29 protein-coding genes are annotated in these 24859 nt (G+C 60.2%); 18 read left to right on the top strand and 11 right to left on the bottom strand.

All coding sequences use genetic code 11. The annotated features are described in order from the left end of the window. The first annotated feature begins 147 nt into the window (after positions 1 to 147). The 8 genes from ACFWW4_RS18475 (at position 148) to tpiA (ending at position 5358) form a co-directional block, all read left to right on the top strand. Positions 148 to 510, top strand: coding sequence for an SUF system Fe-S cluster assembly protein (locus ACFWW4_RS18475; protein WP_393926131.1), 363 nt, complete (start codon positions 148 to 150; stop codon positions 508 to 510). 33 nt (positions 511 to 543) lie between these two features. Beyond that, the gene (locus ACFWW4_RS18470; RefSeq protein ID WP_411892206.1) at positions 544 to 1071 is read left to right on the top strand and encodes a sugar O-acetyltransferase; all 528 of its coding nucleotides are present in this window, start codon (positions 544 to 546) and stop codon (positions 1069 to 1071) included. A 98-nt stretch (positions 1072 to 1169) separates the two neighbouring features. Continuing rightward, the gene (locus tag ACFWW4_RS18465; RefSeq protein WP_411892205.1) at positions 1170 to 2372 is read left to right on the top strand and encodes a glycerophosphodiester phosphodiesterase family protein; all 1203 of its coding nucleotides are present in this window, start codon (positions 1170 to 1172) and stop codon (positions 2370 to 2372) included. Between the two features lie 128 nt (positions 2373 to 2500). After that, positions 2501 to 3157 carry a hypothetical protein gene (locus ACFWW4_RS18460; RefSeq protein WP_411892204.1) on the top strand — a complete coding sequence of 219 codons (657 nt, stop codon included), beginning with the start codon at positions 2501 to 2503 and terminating at the stop codon, positions 3155 to 3157. A 52-nt stretch (positions 3158 to 3209) separates the two neighbouring features. After that, positions 3210 to 3911: a DUF3307 domain-containing protein gene (locus ACFWW4_RS18455; protein ID WP_411892203.1), complete on the top strand. Its 702-nt coding sequence runs from the start codon at positions 3210 to 3212 to the stop codon at positions 3909 to 3911. Positions 3912 to 3956: 45 nt separating this feature from the next. Continuing rightward, entirely contained in the window at positions 3957 to 4319 is a 363-nt protein-coding gene (locus tag ACFWW4_RS18450; protein ID WP_393926125.1) for a HesB/IscA family protein, read from the top strand. Continuing rightward, a complete protein-coding gene (locus ACFWW4_RS18445) occupies positions 4319 to 4615 on the top strand; it encodes a TfoX/Sxy family protein (RefSeq protein WP_411892202.1) in 297 nt (98 codons plus the stop codon). Before ACFWW4_RS18450 ends, ACFWW4_RS18445 begins: the two co-directional genes overlap by 1 nt. A gap of 11 nt (positions 4616 to 4626) precedes the next feature. Further along, entirely contained in the window at positions 4627 to 5358 is a 732-nt protein-coding gene (gene tpiA / locus ACFWW4_RS18440) for a triose-phosphate isomerase (RefSeq protein ID WP_411892201.1), read from the top strand. Between the two features lie 83 nt (positions 5359 to 5441). Here tpiA and ACFWW4_RS18435 read toward each other — a convergent pair whose 3' ends face one another. The 6 genes from ACFWW4_RS18435 to ACFWW4_RS18410 all read right to left on the bottom strand — a co-directional run bounded on the left by ACFWW4_RS18435 (position 5442) and on the right by ACFWW4_RS18410 (position 12868). After that, a complete protein-coding gene (locus ACFWW4_RS18435; protein WP_411892200.1) occupies positions 5442 to 6920 on the bottom strand; it encodes a TRAP transporter large permease in 1479 nt (492 codons plus the stop codon). A gap of 4 nt (positions 6921 to 6924) precedes the next feature. Continuing rightward, positions 6925 to 7611, bottom strand: a complete 687-nt coding sequence (locus tag ACFWW4_RS18430; RefSeq protein WP_393926117.1) for a TRAP transporter small permease — start codon at positions 7609 to 7611, stop codon at positions 6925 to 6927. Positions 7612 to 7674: 63 nt separating this feature from the next. Further along, positions 7675 to 8691 carry a DctP family TRAP transporter solute-binding subunit gene (locus tag ACFWW4_RS18425; protein WP_393926115.1) on the bottom strand — a complete coding sequence of 339 codons (1017 nt, stop codon included), beginning with the start codon at positions 8689 to 8691 and terminating at the stop codon, positions 7675 to 7677. 219 nt (positions 8692 to 8910) lie between these two features. Further along, on the bottom strand, positions 8911 to 9741 hold the full coding sequence (locus tag ACFWW4_RS18420) for a B12-binding domain-containing protein (protein WP_411892199.1): 831 nt from the start codon (positions 9739 to 9741) through the stop codon (positions 8911 to 8913). A 131-nt stretch (positions 9742 to 9872) separates the two neighbouring features. Then, a complete protein-coding gene (locus ACFWW4_RS18415) occupies positions 9873 to 11102 on the bottom strand; it encodes a sigma-54-dependent transcriptional regulator (protein WP_411892198.1) in 1230 nt (409 codons plus the stop codon). Next, entirely contained in the window at positions 11099 to 12868 is a 1770-nt protein-coding gene (locus ACFWW4_RS18410) for an ATP-binding protein (protein WP_411892197.1), read from the bottom strand. The genes ACFWW4_RS18415 and ACFWW4_RS18410 overlap by 4 nt, the downstream gene beginning before the upstream one ends. A 59-nt stretch (positions 12869 to 12927) precedes the next feature. Between ACFWW4_RS18410 and ACFWW4_RS18405 the strand changes: the two genes are divergently transcribed. Continuing rightward, positions 12928 to 14094 (top strand): cytochrome P450, encoded by a 1167-nt coding sequence (locus ACFWW4_RS18405; RefSeq protein ID WP_411892196.1) that lies wholly within the window; start codon positions 12928 to 12930, stop codon positions 14092 to 14094. On the opposite strand, the gene ACFWW4_RS18400 is transcribed toward ACFWW4_RS18405, so the two are convergent. Then, the gene (locus ACFWW4_RS18400; RefSeq protein WP_411892195.1) at positions 14091 to 15032 is read right to left on the bottom strand and encodes a helix-turn-helix transcriptional regulator; all 942 of its coding nucleotides are present in this window, start codon (positions 15030 to 15032) and stop codon (positions 14091 to 14093) included. The genes ACFWW4_RS18405 and ACFWW4_RS18400 overlap by 4 nt on opposite strands. 134 nt (positions 15033 to 15166) lie before the next feature. Between ACFWW4_RS18400 and ACFWW4_RS18395 the strand changes: the two genes are divergently transcribed. Both ACFWW4_RS18395 and ACFWW4_RS18390 read left to right on the top strand, forming a co-directional pair. Then, a complete protein-coding gene (locus tag ACFWW4_RS18395; protein ID WP_411892194.1) occupies positions 15167 to 15625 on the top strand; it encodes a hypothetical protein in 459 nt (152 codons plus the stop codon). Between the two features lie 237 nt (positions 15626 to 15862). After that, complete coding sequence (locus ACFWW4_RS18390) at positions 15863 to 16126, top strand: hypothetical protein (protein ID WP_411892193.1); 264 nt, start codon at positions 15863 to 15865, stop codon at positions 16124 to 16126. A gap of 6 nt (positions 16127 to 16132) precedes the next feature. Here ACFWW4_RS18390 and ACFWW4_RS18385 read toward each other — a convergent pair whose 3' ends face one another. Further along, entirely contained in the window at positions 16133 to 16855 is a 723-nt protein-coding gene (locus tag ACFWW4_RS18385; protein ID WP_411892192.1) for a L,D-transpeptidase, read from the bottom strand. Between the two features lie 248 nt (positions 16856 to 17103). Between ACFWW4_RS18385 and ACFWW4_RS18380 the strand changes: the two genes are divergently transcribed. Both ACFWW4_RS18380 and ACFWW4_RS18375 read left to right on the top strand, forming a co-directional pair. After that, positions 17104 to 17592 (top strand): twin-arginine translocation pathway signal, encoded by a 489-nt coding sequence (locus tag ACFWW4_RS18380; protein ID WP_411892191.1) that lies wholly within the window; start codon positions 17104 to 17106, stop codon positions 17590 to 17592. A 69-nt stretch (positions 17593 to 17661) separates the two neighbouring features. Continuing rightward, positions 17662 to 18210, top strand: coding sequence for a ferric reductase-like transmembrane domain-containing protein (locus ACFWW4_RS18375; RefSeq protein WP_411892190.1), 549 nt, complete (start codon positions 17662 to 17664; stop codon positions 18208 to 18210). On the opposite strand, the gene ACFWW4_RS18370 is transcribed toward ACFWW4_RS18375, so the two are convergent. From ACFWW4_RS18370 to ACFWW4_RS18360, 3 genes are all read right to left on the bottom strand, one after another. After that, positions 18207 to 19013, bottom strand: coding sequence for a DUF2145 domain-containing protein (locus ACFWW4_RS18370; protein ID WP_411892189.1), 807 nt, complete (start codon positions 19011 to 19013; stop codon positions 18207 to 18209). The genes ACFWW4_RS18375 and ACFWW4_RS18370 overlap by 4 nt on opposite strands. A gap of 14 nt (positions 19014 to 19027) precedes the next feature. Further along, positions 19028 to 19381, bottom strand: a complete 354-nt coding sequence (locus tag ACFWW4_RS18365) for a hypothetical protein (RefSeq protein WP_411892188.1) — start codon at positions 19379 to 19381, stop codon at positions 19028 to 19030. 302 nt (positions 19382 to 19683) lie between these two features. Continuing rightward, positions 19684 to 20145: an Lrp/AsnC family transcriptional regulator gene (locus ACFWW4_RS18360; RefSeq protein WP_393926093.1), complete on the bottom strand. Its 462-nt coding sequence runs from the start codon at positions 20143 to 20145 to the stop codon at positions 19684 to 19686. A 135-nt stretch (positions 20146 to 20280) separates the two neighbouring features. On the opposite strand from ACFWW4_RS18360, the gene cysG reads away from it, so the two are divergent. From cysG to ACFWW4_RS18335, 5 genes are all read left to right on the top strand, one after another. Then, the gene (gene cysG / locus ACFWW4_RS18355) at positions 20281 to 21672 is read left to right on the top strand and encodes a siroheme synthase CysG (protein ID WP_411892187.1); all 1392 of its coding nucleotides are present in this window, start codon (positions 20281 to 20283) and stop codon (positions 21670 to 21672) included. Then, positions 21672 to 21968 carry a DUF2849 domain-containing protein gene (locus ACFWW4_RS18350; protein WP_411892186.1) on the top strand — a complete coding sequence of 99 codons (297 nt, stop codon included), beginning with the start codon at positions 21672 to 21674 and terminating at the stop codon, positions 21966 to 21968. Before cysG ends, ACFWW4_RS18350 begins: the two co-directional genes overlap by 1 nt. A gap of 66 nt (positions 21969 to 22034) precedes the next feature. Beyond that, positions 22035 to 23705 carry a nitrite/sulfite reductase gene (locus tag ACFWW4_RS18345; protein WP_411892185.1) on the top strand — a complete coding sequence of 557 codons (1671 nt, stop codon included), beginning with the start codon at positions 22035 to 22037 and terminating at the stop codon, positions 23703 to 23705. Then, positions 23695 to 24414, top strand: coding sequence for a phosphoadenylyl-sulfate reductase (locus ACFWW4_RS18340; protein WP_411892184.1), 720 nt, complete (start codon positions 23695 to 23697; stop codon positions 24412 to 24414). The genes ACFWW4_RS18345 and ACFWW4_RS18340 overlap by 11 nt, the downstream gene beginning before the upstream one ends. Next, positions 24411 to 24821, top strand: coding sequence for a DUF934 domain-containing protein (locus tag ACFWW4_RS18335; RefSeq protein WP_411892183.1), 411 nt, complete (start codon positions 24411 to 24413; stop codon positions 24819 to 24821). Before ACFWW4_RS18340 ends, ACFWW4_RS18335 begins: the two co-directional genes overlap by 4 nt. The last annotated feature ends 38 nt before the right edge of the window (positions 24822 to 24859 follow it).

The raw sequence follows: 24859 nt of genomic DNA, 5'->3' as shown, positions 1-24859 counted from the left end.
CCTAATACGCGCCGCGTTGGGGTCCGACGTTTTGCCGACGCATATCCGACGCGATGCCGACCGCCATTTTCTGCGACATCCACAACCCTTTACGCCATTCATTCCAAACCCTATATGTTTGCTCAGGAATAAGGGAAAGCGGATGCCATGACCAATACGAATGCCCAGCTTGAAGGCGCGCCGATGATTGCGCCATCGACCACAGATCATCCGCTTTACGAAGATGTCGTGAAGGCCTGTCAATCCGTCTATGATCCCGAAATTCCGGTCAATATCTACGATCTCGGCCTGATCTACACCATTGATATCAAAGACGATAATGCCGTGAACGTGATCATGACACTGACCGCGCCCGGCTGCCCCGTGGCAGGCGAAATGCCCGGCTGGGTGGCTGACGCCATCGAACCCCTGCCCGGTGTTAAACAGGTCGACGTGGAAATGACGTTCGAACCGCAATGGGGCATGGACATGATGTCGGACGAAGCGCGGCTCGAACTGGGCTTTATGTAGCCCTCCGTGGCGCCCACCACCCAAAAACAACGCATGATCGCTGGTGATCTTTACGACGCGGGCGATCCCGAACTGGTGGCCGACCGCAAGCGGGCGCAGCGGCTGATGCGGGACTACAACGCAACCGTTTATGGTCAGGATGAAGAACGGCATCGCATCCTCGCCGATCTTCTGGGCAGTAATGGCGGCGCGGTAATCAGACCGCCCTTCTATGTGGATTACGGGAGCAACATCCACCTCGCCAAGGACGTTTTCCTCAACTACGGCTGCGTGCTGCTGGATGTTTGTCCGATCCGCATCGGTGCCGACACCCAGATCGGACCGGGCACGCAGATCCTGACAGCCGACCACCCGCGCGACCCGGCGGTCCGCGTCCAAGGGCTGGAAATGGGGCGGCCCATCAGTATCGGGTCCAATGTCTGGATCGGGGGCGGCGCGCTCTTGTTACCCGGCGTTACCGTCGGCGATGATGCCGTAATCGGCGCTGGGGCGGTCGTGACTCGCGACGTGGCGGCTGGCAGCACCGTCGTCGGCAATCCGGCGCGGCCTGTTGGACGCTGACCACTTTCTGCGCCATGTCGTGTCTTCGTCATTAATCTGTTAGCCTGTCGTTACAAACACCGCGCATCTCCGCCTCATAATCATATGATAGAGCACCCATGACACGGCTTTCCCTGACCCTCGCAACTATCCTTGCAGCCAGCCCGGCCTTTGCTGATGGGCACCTGACCTATGGCCCACGCCCCGCTTTCCTGATCGGCCAGATGGATGACAGCCCCCTGAAAGACAGACTGCAGTCCTGTCTGGGTCAAGCACCGGCCCGGTCCGATTTCTCCATCGGACACCGGGGCGCGCCGCTGATGTTTCCCGAACACACGGTCGAATCCAATGTGGCGGCGGCCCAGATGGGCGCCGGTATCCTTGAATGCGACGTGACCTTTACTGCGGATCATGAACTGGTCTGCCGACACGCCCAGAACGACCTGCACACGACGACCAACATTGTCGTCAGTAATCTGGCAGACAAATGCACAACACCGTTTTCGCCCGCCTCAGGCAACACACCCGCCAGCGCGGAATGCCGCACAAGCGATCTCACCCTGGCGGAATTCATGACACTTGAACCCAAAATGGATGCCGCCGACACCGGCGCGACGACGCCCGAGGAATATCTCGGCGGCACCGCCAACTGGCGCACCGACCTCTATGTCGACAACACCACGCTGATGACGCACGCAGAGTCGATCACCCTCTTCCGCGATCTGGGTGCGAAATTCACACCGGAACTCAAAGCCCCGTCGGTCGAGATGCCCCATAACGGGTTCAGTCTGGCGGATTATGCCCAGAAACTGGTGGATGAATACAAGGCCGCAGATGTGCCAGCATCCGATGTCTGGTTGCAGTCCTTCAACCTCGACGATGTGCTGTACTGGACTGAAAACGAACCGGAATTTGGCGCGCAGGCGGTCTATCTGATGGATGAATACGATATCGACGGCTATTCACCGCAAGACCCCGCCACATGGCCCAACACGATGGAGGAGCTCAAGGCGATGGGCATCAACTATGTCGCCCCGCCGCTTTGGATGCTGATCACGCTGGAAAATGGCGAAATGGTGCCATCTGCTCTGGCCGTTGCCGCGAAAGCGGCCAATCTCAATATCATCACCTGGACGCTTGAACGGTCTGGCCCTCTGGCGGGCGGTGGCGGCTGGTACTACCAGACCGTGACCGAAGCCATTGATAATGATGGCGATTATTTCGAGGTGCTGCACATTCTTGCCCAGGATGTCGGCGTGGTGGGTGTCTTTTCCGACTGGCCAGCCACCACCACATATTATGCAAACTGCATGGGGCTGTGACCCTGCACACCCCAGGCGGCAAAACAGCCGCCTCGGGTTTTATTGAATAAAGCAAGACAATACACCGTCTTTGACATAAGCAAATAAATATCATTGCTTTTAACCAAAGCAAGCTTTAACACTTGCTTATGCACAACCTACACCTCCATGCCGTTCTCACCGGGGACCTGATCAAATCAAGGCAGGCCAGCACGGCTGCCGTCGATGCGACGTTGAATGCGCTGAGCGATGCGGCGGCGACCTTCGGCACCGTCTGGGGGCTGGACCTGCGTTTCACGCGCTTCCGTGGCGACGGCTGGCAGGTCGTGCTCTCCAATCCCGGGCTGTTGCTGGATGCGGCACTTTATTTCATTGCGCGCCTGCGGGCGGGCCAGACAGGTATCGCCACACGCATATCTATCGGCGTCGGCCCGATTGAAAGCCTTGGCTCTCACGACCTTGCAGATGCCACAGGGCCAGCCTTTTTCATCTCCGGCGATCACCTTGGGCATATGGGGCGCAATCGCATGATCACCCTCTCCGGAACGGGGATCGGTGCCGCACAGGTCGCAATCATCGACCTCGCAGAATGCATCGCCACCGGCTGGACCGCAACGCAGGCCGAAGCAGTCGCCCTGCATCTCGAAGGGGACGTGCCGCGGCACGAAGATATCGCAGCAAAGCTCGGCGTCACCCGACAGGCGATACAAAGCCGGCTGTCCGGGGCGGGGCTACCCTATTTCGACACCGCGCTCTACGCTATGCGCAACCACGATTTCTCGCTACCGGTTCAAGGCCCGCCATGATGGAAATAATCTCAGTCAACACCATCGCTGAACGGCAGACAGACGGTAACCCATGCTGACCACCGCCCTCGCCCTTGTTCTGGCCCATCTGCTGGCCGACTACCCATTCCAGAACCGTTGGATCGTCGCCAACAAGAAAAAGCCAGAGGCGATGGCCGCCCATATCGGTGTGGTTTTCCTGCTGACGCTGCTCGCCCTGCGCGGCGAAATCGCCCCGGCGCTGACGATCACCGCCATCCATCTGGCCATCGACCTGATCAAAACCCATCTCGCCCCGGAACGGCTCTGGGCTTATACGTCCGATCAACTCGCCCATTTTGCCACCATTGCCGGGGTTCTGTGGTTCTGGCCTGACCTGGCCCTGCTCTGGCCAGAGGCTACGCCATGGGCGCAATACCTGCTCGCTGTCAGCGCGGGCCTGATCCTCTGCGTGCAGGCAGGCGGGCCAGCCGTTGGCCTGCTGATGTCCGATTTTGAGGAAATTCAGCATGTGGGCCTGCCCGCCGCGGGCCGGACGATCGGGCTGCTGGAACGTGCGCTGATCTATCTGATGGTACTGGCAGGCCAACCCGCAGGCATCGGGTTCCTGATTGCGGCCAAATCCATCCTGCGCTTCGACACCGTTTCAAAGGACCAGCGCACCAGCGAATACGTGATCATCGGCACGCTGGCCTCGTTCGGCTGGGCGCTTCTGGTCAGCTATGCGACATTGTCACTCATCACAATCACCGGCATCGACCCCACCCCATCTTGAGCGGCCGACACATCTGCCCTACATGTGTAATCAAAGGAGCAATTCATGTTCGGTATTCCAGGCAAACAGGCGGTTACGATCACTGACAAGGCGGCTGCACAAATCGCCAAGCTGATGACCAAAGACGGGCATCAGGGGCTGCGCATCGGCGTCAAGAAAGGCGGCTGCGCGGGGATGGAATACACCATGGACTACGTGACCGAGGTCGACCCCCATGACGAGGTCGTCGAACTGGGCGGCGCGCGGGTCATGATCGCCCCCATGGCGCAGATGTTCCTGTTCGGAACCGAGATCGACTATGAAACCTCGCTGCTCGAATCCGGCTTCAAGTTCCGCAACCCCAACGTGGTTGATGCCTGTGGATGTGGCGAGTCGATCAAGTTCGACGACAGCATCGCGGCCAAGTGATGGCGGTCGGCGACGCCGATATCGCCTTCGCCACCGACCTCTTCTCTGATCTTGGGCAATTGACCACCCGCAAGATGTTCGGGGGCATGTGCCTTTACTATCAGGGGATCGTCTTTGCGCTTCTCAGCAGCGAAGGGCGGCTTTACCTCAAGGTCAAGGGCGATCTGGCCCGCGAACTGGCCGATGGCGGCAGCGCCCAGTTTCACAACATGCCCTACTGGTCGGTCCCCGAACAGGCCCTTGACGACGCTGACGAGGCCTGCACATTGGCACGACGTACCCTCGCCATGTTGTAAAAGGATCCGCCATGCCCCGTAAACTCGCCGCCGGCAACTGGAAGATGAACGGGCTGCGCGCCAATCTGGCAGAGTTGGAGACGCTGGAAGCACGGCACGGGGATGCAGGCGTTGATATCCTGATCTGCCCACCGGCGACCCTGATCAGCGCCTGCGAGGACACGCCGTTTGATATCGGCGGACAGGATTGCCACGTGAGCGAATCCGGCGCCCATACCGGCGATATCAGCGCCGAAATGCTGGCCGATGCCGGGGCCAGCTACGTGCTGACCGGCCATTCCGAGCGACGCACCGATCACGGCGAAACCGACGCCATGGTCGCTACCAAAACGCAGGCCGCCTATGATGCGGGGCTGATCGCAGTCATCTGCATCGGTGAAACCCTCACCGAACGCGAGGGTGGCACGACACTCACCGTCATCGACACCCAGCTCAACGGATCGATCCCCGACGGAGCCAATGCCGAAAACACGGTCATTGCCTATGAACCAGTCTGGGCCATCGGCACCGGCAAGGTCCCGACGCTGGAACAAATCGGTGAGGTGCATGCCCATATCCGCGATCAACTGGCCAATCGCTTCAGCGACGGGGCAGAGATGCGCATCCTCTATGGCGGTTCCGTCAAAGGCAGCAACGCGGCCGAAATTTTCAGCGTCGCCCATGTCGACGGCGCACTTGTCGGCGGGGCCAGCCTCAAGGCGGATGATTTCTCACCCATCATCACCGCGCTGGAAAACAGCTAGAGCCTCAGCGCAAAGTCTTCGTCACGAAGACTTTGCCAACGCGCAGACTTTTCGTCACGAAAAGTCTGCCGCCGCACATACCGTCATTTCACCACAATCTCCGGCCCCATAAAGTAGGTCGGCAGGAATGTGGATATGGCCGGGATATAAGTCACCATAATCAGGAAGATGAACAGCACGCCCAGGAATGGCAGGGCGGCGCGCACAACAGCCATCATCGGCATACCGGCAACCCCGGACGTGACAAACAGGTTCAGTCCCACCGGCGGCGTGATCATCCCGATCTCCATATTCACCACCATGATGATGCCAAGGTGAATGGGGTCGATGCCCAATTCAATCGCGATGGGAAACACCAACGGGGCCACGATCACGATCAGGCCTGACGGCTCCATAAACTGACCGCCGATCAGCAGGATCACATTGACCATGATCAGGAATGTGACTGGGCCCAACCCTGCATCCAGCATCGCCCCGGCAATATGCTGCGGGATCTGCTCATCGGTCAGCACATGTTTCAACAACAGCGCGTTGGCGATGATGAACATCAGCGTGATGGTCAGCTTGCCGCCTTCAAACAGCGTGTGGCGGGTGTCCTTGTGGAAAAACGCCGTGACCAGCGCCCATGGTTTCTGCAACAGGCTGAACTTCTGCGGCACCACAGCAGCCGACAGGCTGACGGCCTGACCCTGAAACAGGTTGCCTTCGCTGTCGCGGGCAGCCAACGGACCCATATCGCGATAGATAAAGGTCGCCACGATAAAGGCATAGACGGCTGCAACCGCCGCAGCCTCGGTCGGTGTAAAGGCGCCCCCTTTCCAATAGATCAGGCTCAGCCCTTCCTCGAACCGGACCCATGGATGGCCATAGATACCGCCCATGATAATCAGGATCAGCAGCAACCCCCAAAGCGCATCGCGGAAACTGTCGAAAATCTCGCCCCAGCCGCGCCACTCGCCTTTCGGCATGTTTTTGATCCGGGCAATGATGTAGATTGTGATCATCAGCATCACACCGGCCATGATCCCCGGAATGACGCCCGCCAGAAACATCCGGCCCACAGATACATCCGTGGCCGATGCATAGACCACCATCACGATGGACGGCGGGATCAGGATACCCAGCGTGCCCGCATTACAGATCACGCCAGCGGCAAATTCCTTGGTATAGCCAACTTGCGTCATTGCCGCGATCACAATGGTCCCGATGGCCACCACGGTGGCCGGTGACGACCCCGACAGGGCCGCAAACATCATGCAGGCAAACACACCCGCAATCGCCAGCCCACCCTGCAAATGGCCGACACAGGCAATGGCAAAACGGATGATCCGCTTGGCCACACCACCCGTGGACATGAAGGACGACGCCAGCACAAAAAACGGAATGGCCAGCAACGTGTAATGCCCCGCCATCGCCAGATAAAGCGACTGGGCGACAGCCGCCAGCGACGTGTCGGAAAACGCCAGTTGAAAAACGATCGAACTGACACCCAGTGCGACCGCAATCGGCACGCCCAGCAAAAGAAGCCCGATGATCATCAGGAACAGAAATGCAACTTCCATGGCCTCAAGCCTCCTTCTTCAGCTTGCTGGCGGCTTCTTCGACCGCTTCTTCGGCTTCATGGCTGACGATCAGGCTCTCGGCCTCATCGGTCCAGACACGCCAGACGGCCTGACAGATGCGAAACAGGATCAGCACAGCGGCAATCGGCAGGATGGTATAGGGGATCATACGGGGCATCTTGGAATAGCGATCACCGTAATTGATCCAGTCCTCCAGAAACCGCAGCCATTCAGGCATCGGGATCTGGTCGGTTTCGAAAAAGCTACGCCCGCGCGCGTCAAAATCAAATCCGGTCGGAAACCACTTACCGGTGGTAGGCGGCAGATCAGCAAAAGGCGCCCATTGATCCCATGCGCCTTTCAACAGCATCACGCCATAGAAAATCGTGACCGCTCCGGCGATCAGGGCAATCACCTTGCGCGGTCGTGGGGGCAGCAGGTTCGTAATGGCATCGACACCCAGATGGGCGGTCACCTTGAACCCGTAAGCCACACCAAACAGGACCAGCCATGCAAACAGGACCAGCACAACCTCAAGGCTCCAGATGATCGAACTGTTGAACCCATATCGCAACACCACATTGGCGAATGTCAGCATGGTCATCAGACCCAGCAGCACAGCGATAACATTTTCCTCAAACCCGTGAACGGCACGGCCCACCGGCCCCTTGGGCGTATACTTGCTGCTCATTGTCCCCTCCCCCGGGATGGCAGAAAGGCGGCCCGGATGCCCGGACCGCCCAGATCGTGTGACTTACATCGAGTCGTTGATCGCCTGTGCGGCGTCGATGTTTTCCTGACCCACTTCGTCAGCAAACTGCGCCCAGACAGGTTTCATCGCTTCAACCCATGCGGTGCGCTGCTCTGGCGTCAGCTGGCGCACTTCGCCGCCGGCATCAATGATCGCCTGCTTGGCTTCGGCGTTCACGCGGGCGGATTCACCGTTCCGGGTCTGGGTGACCTCGTCAAGGATGGTCAGGAACTGGTCGCGCACTTCTGGCTCAAGGCTGTCCAGCCAGTCCACAGATGCAACAACCAGATAGTCGATGATACCGTGATTGGTCTCGGTAATACCGTCCTGCACCTCAAAGAACTTCTGGCCATAGATGTTCGACCATGTGTTCTCTTGGCCATCCACAACGCCTGTCTGCAGCGCGCCGTACACTTCCGAGAATGACATCGGCTGCGGGGACGCGCCCAGCGCTTCCATCTGGGCCACCAGCACATCGGATGGCTGGACACGGAACTTCAGGCCATTGGCATCGGTTGGCGCTTCCAGCGGTACATTGGCGCTGATCTGCTTCATGCCATTGTGCCAGAATTGCAGGCCCTGCAAACCACGACGCTGCATCGCATCCTTCATCGCCTGACCGGCATCAGATGCCTGGAACGCATCCACAGCTTCGATGTTTTCAAACATGAAGGGCAGATCGAACAGACGATAAGCCTTGGTGATCGACTCAAACAGCGACAGCGACGGTGCTGCCAGTTGCACGTCACCGCGCAGCATCGCCTCGATCACCTGCTCGTCGGTGTAAAGGGTCGAGTTGGGGAACACTTCCATGCACATGGTGCCGTTCATCTCGGCATTCACGCGCTCTGCCAGAAGGCTCGCCGCAATCCCCTTGGGGTGACGGTCGGTATTGGTGACGTGGCTGAACTTGACGACGATTTCACCATCATCGCAGCCAGCGCCATGCGCATCAGCCAGCGCCGATGTCGCCATGACAGAGATTGCAGCCATTGCGGCTGCCGCTTTCAAAAAGGTCATAATTTTTCCTCCCTCGAGAATCTTGCCGCCTGTTTTCAGGCGCACACCCAGATCAAATGCAGCGGCGGGGATTGGCGCAAGCACCATGATGAGCTATAAAGATCGCCTCACAAACCACTGAAAACAAAAGGTTCAAAGGAAAACCCAATTTTCGTGAAATCGCAACCGGGCGGAAAACCACACAGTCTGCAGCGCTAACAGTGCGAAAATCCGCACATCCTAGGATGCATCGCTTTCCAGAACGGTACGCACGGTTTCGGTGGCCGTTTCGATATCCTTGACCACAGCATCGGCGCCAACCAGATCCTTGATATCGGGGAAATGCGTCAAGATGTTCCCGGCCACCAGAACATGCGCCAGCGGCTGACTGATACGCAAGGCCAGGATCATGCGGGCAAGCGGCTCAATCATCCGGTCGGAATGGGCGACCAGGACAATCGCCTGATACTGATGGGTTTCACTGCGTTGCACGATCTCATCATGGCTCTGGCCGACAGCCAGATCGACCTCCCAGCCTTCGCGACGGAACAGATCGGTCGCCATCTCGATACTCAGCGTATGGGTCTCGCCCGGTACCAGCGCAAACAGGGCCGGATATTGCTGCCGGTCCTCGCCAAGGGTACGGGCCACCACATGGCGCAATCCGCGAATGACGCGGTACAACCGGCCCGAGGCCAGGGTCACCTCGACAAACGACACACAGTCGTCTTCCCACATCTCACCCAGTTGGCGCGCGGCACCAGCGACGTAACCCAGATAGATCGTATCGATGGTCACACCGTCGCGGCGGGCCGACAGAATGATCTTGTCCGCGGCCTGTTCATCCGAAGACAACAGGGCAGCACACAGCAAATCAATCTCTGACGGTGTGGGCAGATCTTCTTTTCTGACAGTGCGCGGCATTCGAAAGGCCAATCGTCTCACGACTTCTTGCGCAATGGCCTCTACGGCCGTTGCGGGTAACTTTTGCTCCGCCAATCGGAATTGCTGATCAGCTCTGTCATATTCGGAGCGGTCGAATGCTCCAGCGTCCATTGGCGCGCGGGCCATGAACGTCCCTCCCTTGCTGGCATATCAGACGCCATCCCAACGCTTGCGTGGTCAGGTTTTTGGTGTCCAATCGCATGCAGATTAGCATAGGGGCGCATTGACTCGGGCGCGGCAGAACGTCGCGGTAGCAGCTATTGATTGCGGAAATCCTCGGCGCGCAACCCATGCTTGTTCAACTTGTCGTAGAACGTCTTGCGTGGCAGCTGCAGATCACGGGCCACTTCGGTCGCCCGGCCATTGTGACGCTGCAAAGCCGCGACCAGCAATGACCGTTCAACCTGCGCCATCTGGGCTGACAGACCCAGCCCTGCACTCACATCCCGCTCGTCCAGCCCCATGGCAAACCGCATGGCCACATTCATCAGCGCGCGTGCATTGCCGGGCCAATCCTGCGCCATCAGACGGGCCGTGTGATCCGCCGTGATGATCGGCATCGGCAGGTTCGCCTGTTCGCAAGCTTGCGCGACATAGTGCTGAAACAACACCGGAATATCCTCGGGGCGTTCGCGCAGCGTCGGGATGCGCACCCGCATCAGATCAAGCCGGTAAAACAGCTCCGCACTCAAATCCCCCGCACTCATCGCCTCTTTCAGATCACGGGTCGATCCGGCCAGCACGCGGGCCACACCGCCCGCCTCCAACCGGTCCAGCAGATGCAACTGTGCAGCAGGGCCAAGGCCAGCCACCTCATCCAGATACACTGTCCCGTCCAGCGCCTCTGCGAGGGCCGCGTCAAGCCCGGCCGCGTCCAGCGAAGACGCCGCGCATTTGACAAAGGGCCGGGATGCCGCCGCCGACACCAGATGGATCACCTCGGCCACCTTCGATGTGCCGGACCCCGGCTCACCCACAATCAGGGCCTCGGTGCCCGCCCGCGCCACCGCACGGGCCTGCTGGCGCAGATCCTCGGCCAGCCGCGACTGACCAAACAGCATCCGCGATGCGGCATCGCCGGCTTCCAGCTCTGATTTCAGGCGACGGTTTTCCAACACCAGCGCCCGCGCCTTCAGCGCCCGTTCAATCACCGCCACAAAAGCCTGCGGCGCGCAGGGCTTTTCCAGAAAATCATAAGCCCCCGCCGACATGGCCCGCACGGCCATCGGGATATCCGCCTCACCGGTCAGCAGGATCACAGGCAGTTCCGGGTCAGTTTCCCTTACAAAATCAAGCAGATAGAACCCGTCCCGCCCCGGCATCCGGATATCGGACACCACGACCCCCTGAAACGCGGGCGTCAGATGATCCTTGGCCTCAACAAAAGACCCGGCAACAGTCGGCGCCAGATCCGCCAATTCCAGCGTCTGGCCCAGCGCCTCGCGGATATCGCGATCATCATCCACCAGCAGCACACGGGTCGTCATGCGGCAACCTCCCGCGCGACCGCGTCCAGTTCAACGGTAAACACCGCCCCGCCATCTGGATGATTGCGTCCCCGGATCGCGCCGCCAAAGCTTTGCACCAACCCATAGGAAATCGACAGGCCCAGCCCCATGCCTTCCGCCGCGCCGACCGCCTTGGTGGAATAGAACGGATCGAATATCTTTTCAGGCTCCGCAATCCCCGGCCCTGTATCACGGACCGACACCGTGGTGCGGCTACCTGCATGCCCTACCGCAATCGTTACGACCTTCGGATCACTCTCTTCCATCGCGTCCATGCCATTCGACACCAGATTCAGGATCACCTGCTGCAAACGCACCTCGCCTCCGCGCACGATCACGGGCGTCGCCGGTGCGTCCCATTCCAGCGCGATCCCGTCCCGGGCGGCGCGCGGCGCGACAATCTCCAGCACGGCATCAATCACCGCAATCAGATCGACATTCTTGGGCGGTTCGTCCTCCTGCCGGGCAAAGGCGCGCAGATTGCGGATGATCCGGCCCATCCGGCGGGCCATCTCGGATATACGGCCCAGATTCTGCGCCGCAATCTCCGGCTTGCCCCGGTCCAGAAACCCTTGCGCATTCTCGGCAAAAGACCGGATCGCGGTCAGCGGCTGGTTCAATTCGTGGCTAATACCCGCTGACATCTGGCCAAGGGCCGACAGCTTGCCCGCCTGCACCAGATCATCCTGCGCCTTTTGCAATCGCGCCTCGGCGGCGGTCCGTTCAGCCACCTCGCGGCGTAGATCCTGGTTCAACGCCGACAACTCCGCCGTGCGGTCGCGCACCCGGCGTTCCAGCCTTGCATTCAACGCAGCCAGCGTGCGGCGGCGCTGGGTCGCAACAAACAACAGCATCCCGAACACCAGACAAACCGCCGCCACCACAGCCGCCTGCAACGCAGCCAACTGGCGCGCCGGGGCCACATCTACCAAAACCTCACCCGTCATCCCGATCACCGGCAAATCCAGCGCCAGATGCAAGGCGCGTTCCGGCAGATAGCGGCCCCCATCCACATCCCAAATCTCGTACCCGCTGACCAGTCCTTCGGTATAGCGCACAAACGGGGCCACCCGGTCAGCCGGATACTCCGCCTGCGGCAACGGATCACCCAACCGGGACCGAAACACCAGTTCCGACCGGTTCGACAAAAAGATCACGCCACTGCGGTCGGCAAAATAGACCGCCGGGCGGGCACCCCGCCACGCCGCCTCGACCTGCTCCACATCGGCATAAACGACCAGGGCACCGGTCACAGGGCCAGCCTCGGAAAACACGGGCGCTGCAAAGACAAACGCACGCCGCCCGTAAGCCTCGCTGTAAAGATGCGAAAACCCAAGGGCGCCATCCATCGCCCGCTCAAAATAGGCGCGTCCCTGATGATCGACATTGGGCGCATCAACGGTCGCCACAATCACCGCGCCACCCGGATCAACCAGCATGATATCAAGCGCGCCAGTCTTGTCGGCAATCTCCTGAAGGACGGGGCGCACCGTCTCTGCCGTTGTCTCACCTGCCATCAACGGGCGCAGATGGGGATGATCCGCCGTCAACACCGCCAATTCACGATAGCGGCGCAATTCGCTCGTCAAACTGTCCGACGCAAGGGCAAGGTCGGTCCGTGCCCGCTGATCCAGCTGGGCCAGCGCCGCTACATAACCATACCACCACACCCCCCCGGCAAAGGCTGTAACAGCCGCCAGAAACGAGACAATAACCAACAGGCGGGGACGAAGCAGAACGCGCATGACCGTCAACTTACCCAGCCTCACTTGCATTGACCAGATGGCTGCGCCAAACCTGCCAAATGCAACGCTTTTCCCAGTCCCCGACCGACCCCGGCTTCGTCCAGAATCCCTACCCGTTCTACGACCGGGCGCGCGGCGCGGGCGATTTCTTCTGGTGGGACGATTACAACCTGCCCTGCGCCGTCAGCCACAAATCCGTGCACGCGGTCCTGCGCGACAAACGCATGGGGCGCGAATGCCCACCAGAACTGGCCCCCGATATCCCCGCCCATCTGCGGCCCTTCTACGCGGTCGAGGCGCATTCCATGCTCGAACTCGAACCACCCCGGCACACGCGGCTGCGGTCGCTGGTGCTGCGGGCCTTCACCAGCCGGACCATCAGCGCTCTCACCCCCGATATGACCCGGCTTTGCCATGACCTGATCGACCGGTTTCCCGACGCACCCTTCGATCTGCTCGACGCCTATGCGCGGCCCGTACCGGTGATCATCATCTGCCGTCTGCTCGGCGTGCCCGAATCCCACGCCGATGACCTGCTGCGCTGGTCCAACGCCATGGTCGCCATGTATACCGCCGGTCGGACCCGGGCGATCGAGGATGCCGCCGCCACCGCCGCGGGCGATTTCACCGGTTTCATGCGCGACTACATCAACCAGCGGCGCAAGACACCAGGCGACGACCTGATCTCGACCCTGATTGCGGCCGAAGAACAGGGCGAAAAACTCAGCGAAGACGAACTGATCACCACATGCATCCTGCTTCTGAATGCAGGGCACGAGGCGACAGTGCACACACTCGGCAACGGCGTCAAAACCCTGCTCGATCACAATGTGCGCGACATCACCGATGTAGGGGTCGAGGAAATCATCCGCTACGACCCGCCCCTGCACATGTTCACCCGCTGGGTCTACGAAGACGTGACCATGGGCGACCACAGCTTCAAACGGGGCGACCAGATCGCCTGCCTGCTCGGCGCCGCCAATCGCGACCCAGCGGCCTACGCCAACCCCAACCAGTTCGACCCGGCCCGCAAGGGGCCGCAAAACACCAGCTTCGGTGGCGGCATCCATTTCTGCGTCGGGGCACCACTGGCACGGCTGGAACTGCGGATCGCACTGGAAACCCTCCTCACCCGCTGCCCCGAGCTACACATCAGCGAAAGCCCCAACTACGGCAACGTCTACCACTTCCACGGGTTGGAACGGCTGATGGTGGACATATCCTAATCATTGGCAAGATGTGGACGCAGTTCAGCAAGATGCATCTGGATGTAAGCCAGCGCGCGCCGTCGCTTTTCCGGCCCACGACGAACGGAATTGCCTTCGGGACTTGCAGATTGCAGCACGTCCGGCACCCGGGCATCCATCCGGCCATAGATCACCTGCCAATACTGCTTCACAGCGTCACGCGAAATGCCGATGCGCCCGGCAACCTCCACATCAGTCAGTCCTGACAACGCGAGGGTGCAAATCTGCTGCTCGCGTGGCAATAAACCCAAAATGGGTGGCACATAATGCAAAACCACGTTGGCATGTCCGGTGATGTTGTGCCTGTCAATCATCCGGCGCGACAGGCCAAACATTGCACGAGGTCCGTGTCCGGCGGCCGACATGCTGAATGGATGTTGAATCACAAGGTCACAAAGTTTCTGGTTTCCACCGGAATACTGCACATTAGCGTATTTCAGTTCGGTCTCATGCAAATGACGCTTGACGTTGAAGCCATCATGAACCCGATGATAGGCCGGTATGATTGCGTTTATCAGATCATAATCAATAATCTCGTGCCCGGTTTTAGTGTTGCCGCAACCTTCCAGGATCAATAGCTCAAGACCGTCGCCACTGTTGCCGCTGGCTTGCCCCTCACGATCCAAAAACATTGATTTGTCACCGTCTTTCCATCGCCTCAAGAGTCGGTCATTCAGGTACGGCTCAGCTTCAGCCATGAACGCTTCAGCAATGTGATCGGGTATGAATGCGCTTAAACCAAAGCCGGCACTTATCCCGGCATCCAGAACCATCGCCCCCCGGAATACTCCGTCTTCACAACCCGCGTCGATGACCTCAGCCAACCACGCACGACGATTTGGGTCAGGCGGCAGATATGGCTCCCATATCTCTGCTGCGATCTGACCATCACCGGGTTTCAACTCGCGGGCAAACATTGGCAAGCCATCACGCCTCAGACTGTTCTGCTCCCCAAAAAGGGGATCAGAATCTCATGCTACAACCGTTATGCTCAACTCATAAATACTGAATTCTAAGAACCAACCATCATTTTGCAGCATAGGAATTACGAATGGCACAGAAAACGTCTGAAAATACACACGGTCCCTCTCACTACGAACTCATGCCAGTGAAGACCATCATTGGCTATATATTTGGCTTTATTGCTCTTGTGCTTGTCGGGAACGTCATTTCCAATGACCCGGCACAGGAACTCGTCCTTCTCATCGCAGTGGCCTCTGGATTGGGCGGTTGGATCACCGGTATCCTGTTGTCACCCCGGCCAAGCGAACGGCCCGAATTTGCCAAGATGCGTGCCGCGATCGTGACTTTCGCAAGCGGCTATGGCTTGGCAAAGCTGGATATCGTCATCCAGATGCTGCTAAGCCCCGAGAATTTCACCGATATGAATTTCTTACGTCGCCTGCTGATTGCCATCATCATGGTCCTGCTGGGCTTTCTGTTTACCTTCATTGGCCGCCGTTCCGGCAGATTGCGCAAACCACGCGGCGAAACCCAGAAAACTGCCTAGCCGAGCAACCGGCCTCAGGTATCATCAGCACCGCAAGCCTGATCACTAACGACTGATCGTCCGTCGCCCCCGCGCAGGGGGCGACATTCGGCGTGTCCGGATCAAAGGTCCTCTCCAACAAACGGGGAAACGGGACATCAGGCGACACTCGCCCAAAAAATGTGCCCGGTACGGCACAGCGTATTGCCAGACCGGCGTCGAAATGCTTTGGGGACCCCGCGAACAGGGAGAATTATCATGAGTATCCGCGCCAGCCTTGCCCCATTGGCCTTACTTGCGCTAGCCGCATGCGACATCCAGACCACCCCGCCCCTGCCCGAAGGCGTGGCGGCCATGGCCGCCCCCTATCAGGACCTGCAAACCGCCGTCCTGCTGCCCGAGGATAACTGCTACTGGTACAGCCACGCAGGACCGGTCGAAACCACCCTGCTGCCGCTTAGAACAACCCAAGGGCGGCCGATCTGCCTGCAAGCCGCCGAAACCGCCCCCGCGACCCAGTAACCCGGGTCAGCTGCGGGCGGTAATCGCATCCTCGGCAGGATACAGGATCGCCGACGATCCGGTCTCAACCTGATCATAAAGCCCGATGATATGGGCCATTACCATGCGCACGCAGCCGGAACTGGCGCGGCCACCGATGGACCGGGGCGACGGGGTGCCATGGATACGCAGATACGTGTCACGGCGACCCACATAAAGATACAGCGCGCGTGATCCCAGCGGATTGCTCGGGCCGCCATCCATACCATCCTTGAACCGCTCGAAAGAGCCCGGATCGCGCTCGATCATCGCATCGGTCGGGCGCCATGTGGGCCAGCGGGCCTTGCGGCGGATCGTATAGGTACCCGGTTCGTACAGTTTGCCGGTGGCAATCGCCACGCCATAGCGCATCGCGGTGCCATCAGCGCGGATGTGATAAAGATAGCGGGCTATCGCATCGACATGGATATCACCGGGGCGCAGGTTCGGGTTCGCCTCAACGATGGTGGGCAGAAACCGAGGGTGAAAACCCCAGGGGTTCGACGTGAACGGATCATAGTCGCGCGGCGTGACGCGGCGGTCCCATCCGGGCCAACGTGACGGGGGCGATACCGGCGGGCGCGGCGGCACAACCTCTTCGACCGGGGACAGCACGGCGTCGGTCTCGACCTCCTGAGCCAGTGCGGCACCTGCGATGGGTGGCGAAAACAACGCCGCCGTTGTCATGATGAAATGACGTCTGCTTAACATGGTCCGGCCTCTCCGCCCTCAATCAACAGCAAAAACAAGAAATTTCGGGTTAGGCGAAAAACAGCCTTACGGCAAGGGGAGTGACGGTTCAGGCGGCTCACATCCCTGTGCGGTGCGGCGATAACGCACCAAAACGGGCACCTCACGCATCTGTGAGCCGTCTTTACCGCTCAATTACCATCGCCAATTCGGATTTCTGCGCAGATGCGCTACAATCTCAAAAACCACGGCCAAAGGGAGACCGCGACATGACTGACAAGCGCACCAACCGGCGCACGCTTCTTGCCACTGCCGGGGCCGTCATGGCCACCGGGCTGTCGGGTCTTATCGTCCCTGCGCAGGCTCAAGGGCTGACCCCCACCACATCCATGCGCGGTGGGTCCAACAATTACCGGCCTGGCGCACCAATCGTTGACCGGATCGGCGGCGGTGGGTTCTGGATGACCGGCACGGTGCGGCGGGCAGGTGATGGTCAACCACTCGAAGGGCAGCGGATCCAGATCTGGGCGCACACGACCGAAGGGCATGAACGCGACCCGCAAAGCCATGGCGCCATATTAACCGACGCCAACGGCATGTTCCGGCTTGAAATGCCGCAGATTGTGCCAGCCTTCGGGCAACCCCACGGGCACCTCGCCTATGACAGTGGGGATTTCGAAACGGTCTTTCTGCGCCCCGTCATGGCAAGCGCCAGCGATACCACACTTCACGCGGATTTCGTGTTGCAACCGGCCTGATCCAGGATGGGGCCGAACCGGGCGACACGCGCGCGGGGCGCTCTGATCTGGGGCGGCCTGATCGCAGCCATGGCTATACCCATCGCCGCCGCCGCCGCCAGCCCTCTGCTGGCATGGCGCGAGCCAGTCTATATTCTGGCAGGCTTTGCCGGGATCATCGGAATGGCTCTGATGTTGCTACAGCCGCTTTTGGCGGGTGGACGCCTGCCGGGGCTGCGGGCCATGCGCGGGCGACAGGTGCATCGCTGGATCGGTGGCATTCTGGTGACCGCGGTAATCATCCATGTGGCCGCCCTCTGGGTTACCAGCCCGCCGGACGTGATCGACGCGCTGCTTCTCGCCTCCCCCACCCCTTTTTCAATCTGGGGTGTGGTCGCCATGTGGGCGATCTTTGCCACCGCTCTTCTCGCAGCGCTCCGACGGCGGCTGTCCCCACGGACATGGCGGCGGGCGCACACCGCGCTGGCACTGGTGATCGTAAGTGGCACCGTGATCCACGCCTTGCTGATCGAAGGAACCATGGAAACCATCACAAAGGCCCTCCTTTGCGCCTTTGTGATGGGTGCGACCATCAAGGTTGTGATCGACCTGAAAACATGGGCACGCCGCCCGCGTTAACCCGCGAACCCGACCACACGGTCCGGTGTGACGCGATACACCTGCGACGCCAGATCATTGGCGCGCATGAACCGGGCAATCGACCCAAACGTCGCCGTTTTCACCTGCGCACCATGGTCCGCCGTGGTCAGCGCCTGCGACGCGGCAGGGGCAAACAGGCGTTGCAACCCGTTCAGGCGCACATTTTGCGGTTCAAAATAGGCCGCGATATTGGCCTTGATCCGGCGGGGATCGCGCGTGTCGTAAAGCGCGGCCATCAACACATCCAGCGTATGCTCGGTACAGTTCTGGAATTGTGACGATCCGGGGTTGGCCAGCACCGAATAGGTCGGATTATGCAGGGCCGCATAGGTGGGGCTGGCGATCACCTCCAGCAGTTTGCGCTGCAATCGGGGGTCAGGAATGATCACCCCCGCATCCAGCACCTGCGCACCCGCAAAGAAATCAGCCGGACTGTCCTGGATCAACTCGCTACGGGTCAGATTTCCCTGCTCCTGATAAAGGTTGTAAACCCGATACCCCATTCCGGTACTGCCATCAGCACGCGTAATCCGGGAATAGACCCAGAAACCCACATGGGTATAGCGAATGCCATCTGGCAGCATGGACGGATCACGACCCACCCGGGCCACAATTGCCACACTGGCCCCGCGTGCGGCCAGATCCTGCTGCACACGGTTGGCGAATGTGGCCACTTCGGCCACGGGCAATAGCGACTTGCCCGCCGCACTGCTGCCTGCACCTGCCTGCAAGGGCAGACATGCGACCAGCATCAGCATGATCAGCGATATCAAACGTTTCATGATCTCACTCCTGATCAGTTCAGCCGCGGCGGACCATCGGGGGTCACACAGTCCGGCTGTCGCGGCGTTGTCCCGCAGGTGGCAGGCGGACGTGCGCCAATACCGGCCTCAAACACCTCAACCCCTGCATTCAATGACCCGGTGCCCACCTCTTCAATCGCGGCACCTGTGACGGCCAGAACCGACCCTGCCGCCATCACCGGCACCGCGCTGACCGTCGCCGCACCAGAGGCGACGGCGCTGACCCCATGGCCCGTGGCCTGCGCACTGTGATCGGCGGATTGGGTGGCGTGTTGAACACTGGGGCTCGCACAGGCACCAACAAGGAAAAGGGCCGCAAACCCGGCTGTAAGCTCTACAAATCGCATGACATCTCTCCATTCATGAACAATGCTCACGTTCGTAGATCGCCACTTCACATCGGTCAACCAATTAATGAACTACGTTCACAAATGGTAGGGAAAACCCGACCAAAGTATGAAGATCATCTTCACCTTTTAACCGCACGCCGCATTAATCGGCCCAACCGTGCGGTGGGGTCCGACGAAACGCCGACGCAATGCCGACGCATCGCCGACAGGCCAAATCGCCTTGCCGCCTTGCGTTAACTGATGATTCGCGGGGTCTCGCGCGCCGACCACAGCGCGCACCCCACCGAACGTTGCGTCCGTCACAGCGGCAACGCCACCGTCGACTTGATCTCTTCCATGGACAAAAGCGCGGTAACGTTATGCACCTTCACCTCTGAAATCAGCGCTTGATAAAAGGTGTCATAGGCCCGCGCATTCTGCACCCGCACCTTCAGGATATAATCGATATCCCCCGCCAGCCGATGCGCCTCCTGCACTTCCGGTCGTGATTTCAATGCCTTAAGGAACCGTCCTTGCCAGTCCGCATCATGCTCCGACGTGCGGATCAGAACGAAAAAACACGCCTCGAACCCCAACGCCTCGGCATCCAGCAAAACGGTCTGCTGCCCAATGATCCCGGCCTCGCGCATCTTGCGAATCCGGTTCCATACAGGGGTCTTGGACGACCCGATATTCTTGGCAATTTCGTCCAGCGACTGCGCCGCATCCGCCTGTAAAGCCGCCAAAATCTTCCGATCCGTCGCATCAATCCGCACCGACATTCTCAATTCTCCATTTTGGCAGGACAGACGGTCCAAATTCATCTCGACTTGGAACAAGCGTCCTTAACTACCTTCTAGGGGAGGCAAATAGCAGAACGATATTCTATATTGAACCCAAGAAATTCGAGGGTCATCATGAAGCACTTCCCCATCTTCCTCGCCGTCGCAGGCCGCCGCATCGTCGTCTCAGGCGGTGGTGACGCCGCCATGGCCAAGCTGCGGCTTCTGATGAAAACAGAGGCGCATCTGACTGTAATTGCTTCCGAAATCGCCCCCGATATCCAGAAATGGGCGGCGCAAGACAAGCTGACAATCATCAATCGCGCCATGGAACCCGGGGACGCGCTCTGCGCTGCCCTGTTCTATGCCGCCAACGAAGATGACGCCGAAGACGCGCGCGCCGCCGCCATCGCCAACGCCGAAGGTGTGCTCGTAAATATCGTTGATAATCTGGCAGATAGCCAGTTCATCACCCCCGCCATCGTGGACCGCGACCCGGTCACCGTCGCCATCGGCACCGAAGGCGCGGCACCGGTCCTTGCCCGCACGATCAAGGCCGATCTGGAAGAACGGCTGCCCACCTCGCTCGGCATCCTCGCCCGCATCGGCAAAACCTTCCGCCACGCCGCCGATGTGCTGCCCATGGGCCGCAAACGGCGCGATTTCTGGTCTGCCTTCTATTTCAATACCGGCCCCAAAGCCATTGAAGACGCTGGCGAAAACGGCGTGCTCCCCGCACTCGAAACCCTGCTCGACACCCACATCATGACCAAGGCGCGGGAAGGCCATGTCGACCTTGTCGGCGCTGGCCCCGGCGATCCGGAACTGCTCACGCTCAAGGCGCGCAACGCGCTCGACACCGCCGATGTAGTAATCCACGACCGGCTGGTCACCCCCGAAATCCTCGAACTCGCCCGGCGCGAGGCGATCATCATCGACGCCGGCAAAACCGGCTTCGGCCCGTCGATGAAGCAGGAAGATATCGACGCCCTAATCGTGCAGCACGCCCAGGACGGCCACCATGTGGTCCGGCTGAAGGCGGGCGATCCAACTATCTTCGGGCGGCTTGACGAAGAAATCGAAGCCCTTGAAAACGCGGGCATTTCCTATCGGATTATCCCCGGCATCACCGCCGCCTCCGCCGCTGTCGCCAATATCGGGCAAAGCCTGACCCGGCGGCAGCGCAACTCCTCCGTCCGCCTGATCACCGGGCATGACACCAAAGGCTATGCCGATCACGACTGGCGTGCGCTGGCGCGGGCCGGTGAGGTTGCGGCGATCTACATGGGCAAGAAATCCGCCCGTTTCATCCAGGGCCGCCTGCTGATGCACGGCGCCGATCCCGCCACCCCCGTGACCATCATCGAAAATGTCAGTCGGCCCGACCAGCGCATCATCGCAACGACATTGGCCGAGATGGAACCGACCATGACCAACGCGAACCTGACCGGCCCCGCCATCACATTCTACGGCCTCGCCCCGCGCGACGCACAGGCCAACGCTTTGAAACTAAGGGAGTTTGCATAATGGCACGAAGCTTCACACCCAAAGTCGTCACCGCCAACGCCCTGCTGGAAGGTGACGCCGTTTGGCTGACCGAGGACAACAGCTGGACCCGCGACATCCACGAGGCCGAACTGATCACCGACGAGGCCCACGGTGACTTGCGCCTGCTCGAAGCGATGGCGCATGCCGACCTGATCGCCGGCGCCTATCTAGCCGACGCCAAGGAAGGCCCGGACGGCCCCGAACCCACCCATTTCCGCGAGGCGTTCCGCACGCGCGGCCCCTCCAACTATTTCCACGGCAAACAGGCAGAGTGACCCCCAAGACTTTTCGAAAAGTCTTGGCAAAATCCTTCAAAGGATTTTGCGGCGAAAGGAAAAAAGATGTACCAATACAATGACTTCGATGAGGCTTTCGTGCGCGCCCGCGTGGCCCAATTCCGTGGCCAGGTCGAACGCCGCATCGATGGATCGCTGACCGAGGATGAATTCAAGCCCCTCCGCCTGATGAACGGGCTTTACCTGCAACTGCACGCCTACATGCTGCGCGTCGCCGTCCCCTACGGCACGCTGAACAGCGCCCAGATGCGCCAACTGGCCTATATCGCCGACCGCTGGGACAAGGGTTATGGCCATTTCACGACCCGCCAGAACATCCAGTATAACTGGCCGAAACTGCAAGACGTGCCCGATATGCTCGACGCGCTCGCCGATGTGGGCATGCACGCGATCCAGACCTCCGGCAACACGATCCGCAACGTGACCGCCGACCATTTCGCCGGTGCGGCGTCCGATGAAATCGAAGACCCACGCCCTATCGCGGAACTGCTGCGCCAGTGGTCCACCGACCACCCGGAATTTCAGTTCCTGCCGCGCAAGTTCAAGATCGCCGTGACCGGGGCCGAAGAGGACCGCGCCGTCACCCGCGCCCACGATATCGGCCTGCGCATGGTCCGCAACGCCGCTGGCGAACCGGGGTTCGAAGTCATCGTCGGTGGCGGTCTTGGCCGCACCCCCATGGTGGGCAAGGTCCTGCGGGATTTCCTGCCAAAGGCGGACCTGCTGCCTTATGTCGAGGCGATTGTCAGCGTCTACAATCTGCTGGGCCGCCGCGACAACAAATACAAGGCACGGATCAAGATCACGGTCCACGAAAACGGCCTGGAAAAAATCCAGCAACTGGTCGAGGATCGGTTTACAGCCATCCGCGCCGGCTTCTCCGGCCACGATCAAGCACTGCTGGCCCAGATCGAAACCGCCTTCGCCCCACCTGCCTTTGTGACCAAATCCACTGACGGTTACGAGGCCGCGCGCCTCGCCAACCCCGCCTTCCGGTCATGGACCGACACGAACCTCGCCGAGCACAAGGCCCACGGCTACGCCATCGTCTCGATCAGCATCAAGAAACACGGGTCTACCCCCGGCGATGCGACATCCGACCAGATGCGCATCATGGCGGACCTTGCCGAAACCTATGGCCACAACGAATTGCGGATCAGCCACGAACAGAACGTGATCCTGCCACATGTGCATAAATCCGACCTGCCAGCGGTCTATCAGGCGCTGCGCGCGGCCGATCTTGCCACTGCCAATATCGGGCTGGCCTCTGACATCATCGCCTGCCCCGGCATGGATTACTGCGCGCTGGCCACGGCCCGCTCGATCCCCATCGCACAGGAAATCGCAACGCGGTTCGATGAGCTGAAGATCGAACACGATATCGGCCAGCTGAAAATCAAGATCTCCGGATGCATCAACGCCTGCGGGCACCATCATGTGGGTCATATCGGCATCCTCGGCCTCGACCGGGCGGGCGTCGAAAACTACCAGATCACGCTGGGCGGTGACGGCACCGAAACCACCACCATCGGCGAACGCGCCGGCCCCGGCTTCAGCGCTGATGAGATCGTGCCCGCCATTGAAAGGCTGGTCACGGGCTACATGGACCTGCGTGCGGACGAAAACGAAACCTTCCTTCAGGCCTATCGCCGTCTCGGCATGGAGCCGTTCAAAGCCATCCTTTATCCAGTCGAGGACAAAGCCAATGCCGCTTAAAGAGCTCGCCGAACGTCGCAACATCCTGCACCGGAAATCCGACGCCCAGACCATCCTGCGCCACGCGCTTGACGATGTGCAGATCGGGCCGATTGCGCTGGTGTCATCCTTTGGCGCCGAAAGCGTCGTGCTGCTGCACATGGTGGCCCAGATCGACCCCGCGACACCGGTGATCTTTCTGGACACCGAAATGCTGTTCCCCGAAACCCTGACCTACCAGCGCGAGGTCAGCGAACAGCTTGGCCTGACCGATCTGCGGGTGATCACCCCCGACAGAAACGCGGTGCTGGTCGAGGACGTGGACGGCATCCTGCATCAGGCCGATACCGACGCTTGCTGCGACCTGCGCAAGACACGGCCACTGGAAAACGCGCTGCGCGATTTCGGCGGCTGGATCACCGGGCGCAAGCGGTTCCAGGGTGGGCAGCGCGCAGCCCTCCCGCTGTTCGAAAAGGAAGGCCGCAAGATCAAGATCAACCCGCTTGCCGACTGGACCCCGCAAGACATCTCCACCTACATGGATCAGCACGCTCTGCCCCGGCATCCGCTGGTCGCCCAAGGTTATCCCTCCATCGGCTGCATGCCCTGCACCACACGCGTTAGCGCGCATGAGGACCCCCGGGCCGGCCGCTGGCGCGACAGCGATAAAACCGAATGCGGAATTCACTTTGAAGACGGCAAGGCCGTCAGACCGGGAAAAGCAGCATGAGTGTGATTGTAAACGATAGCGGCTTTGTCGCGGATGATTTCGCATGCGGGTTCGTCGCCCATGATGCTGCCGCTGCAAATGACTGCGACTACGGCATCGACCTGCCGTCCGATACAGCGCCCGAGGCGCTGGCTGGGTTGAATAACGCACCCATGATCCGGATCGACTTTCCGTCATCCGCCGACGGGCGCGGCTTCACCCTCGCCGCCATGCTGCGGCGCGCGGGCTACAAGGGACGGCTGCGCGCGCGCGGCCATGTCCTTGCCGATCAATACGCGATGGCACGCCGCTCCGGCTTTGATGAGGTCGAAATCGACAATGCCCTCGCCGCCCGCCAGCCCGAAGATCAATGGCTGGCCCGCGCCGACTGGCAAAACCACAACTATCAGGCCCGCCTGCGCGGCTAGGACCAAAGCACCCTTTCCCTGATCCAGATCAACGACTA

The sequence above is a fragment of the Yoonia sp. SDW83-1 genome, assembly GCF_046762885.1.
In the GTDB taxonomy this organism is placed as follows: Bacteria; Pseudomonadota; Alphaproteobacteria; order Rhodobacterales; family Rhodobacteraceae; genus Yoonia.
Note: the sequence above shows the minus strand (reverse complement) of the source record. Positions and strands in the feature narration are given on the sequence as shown.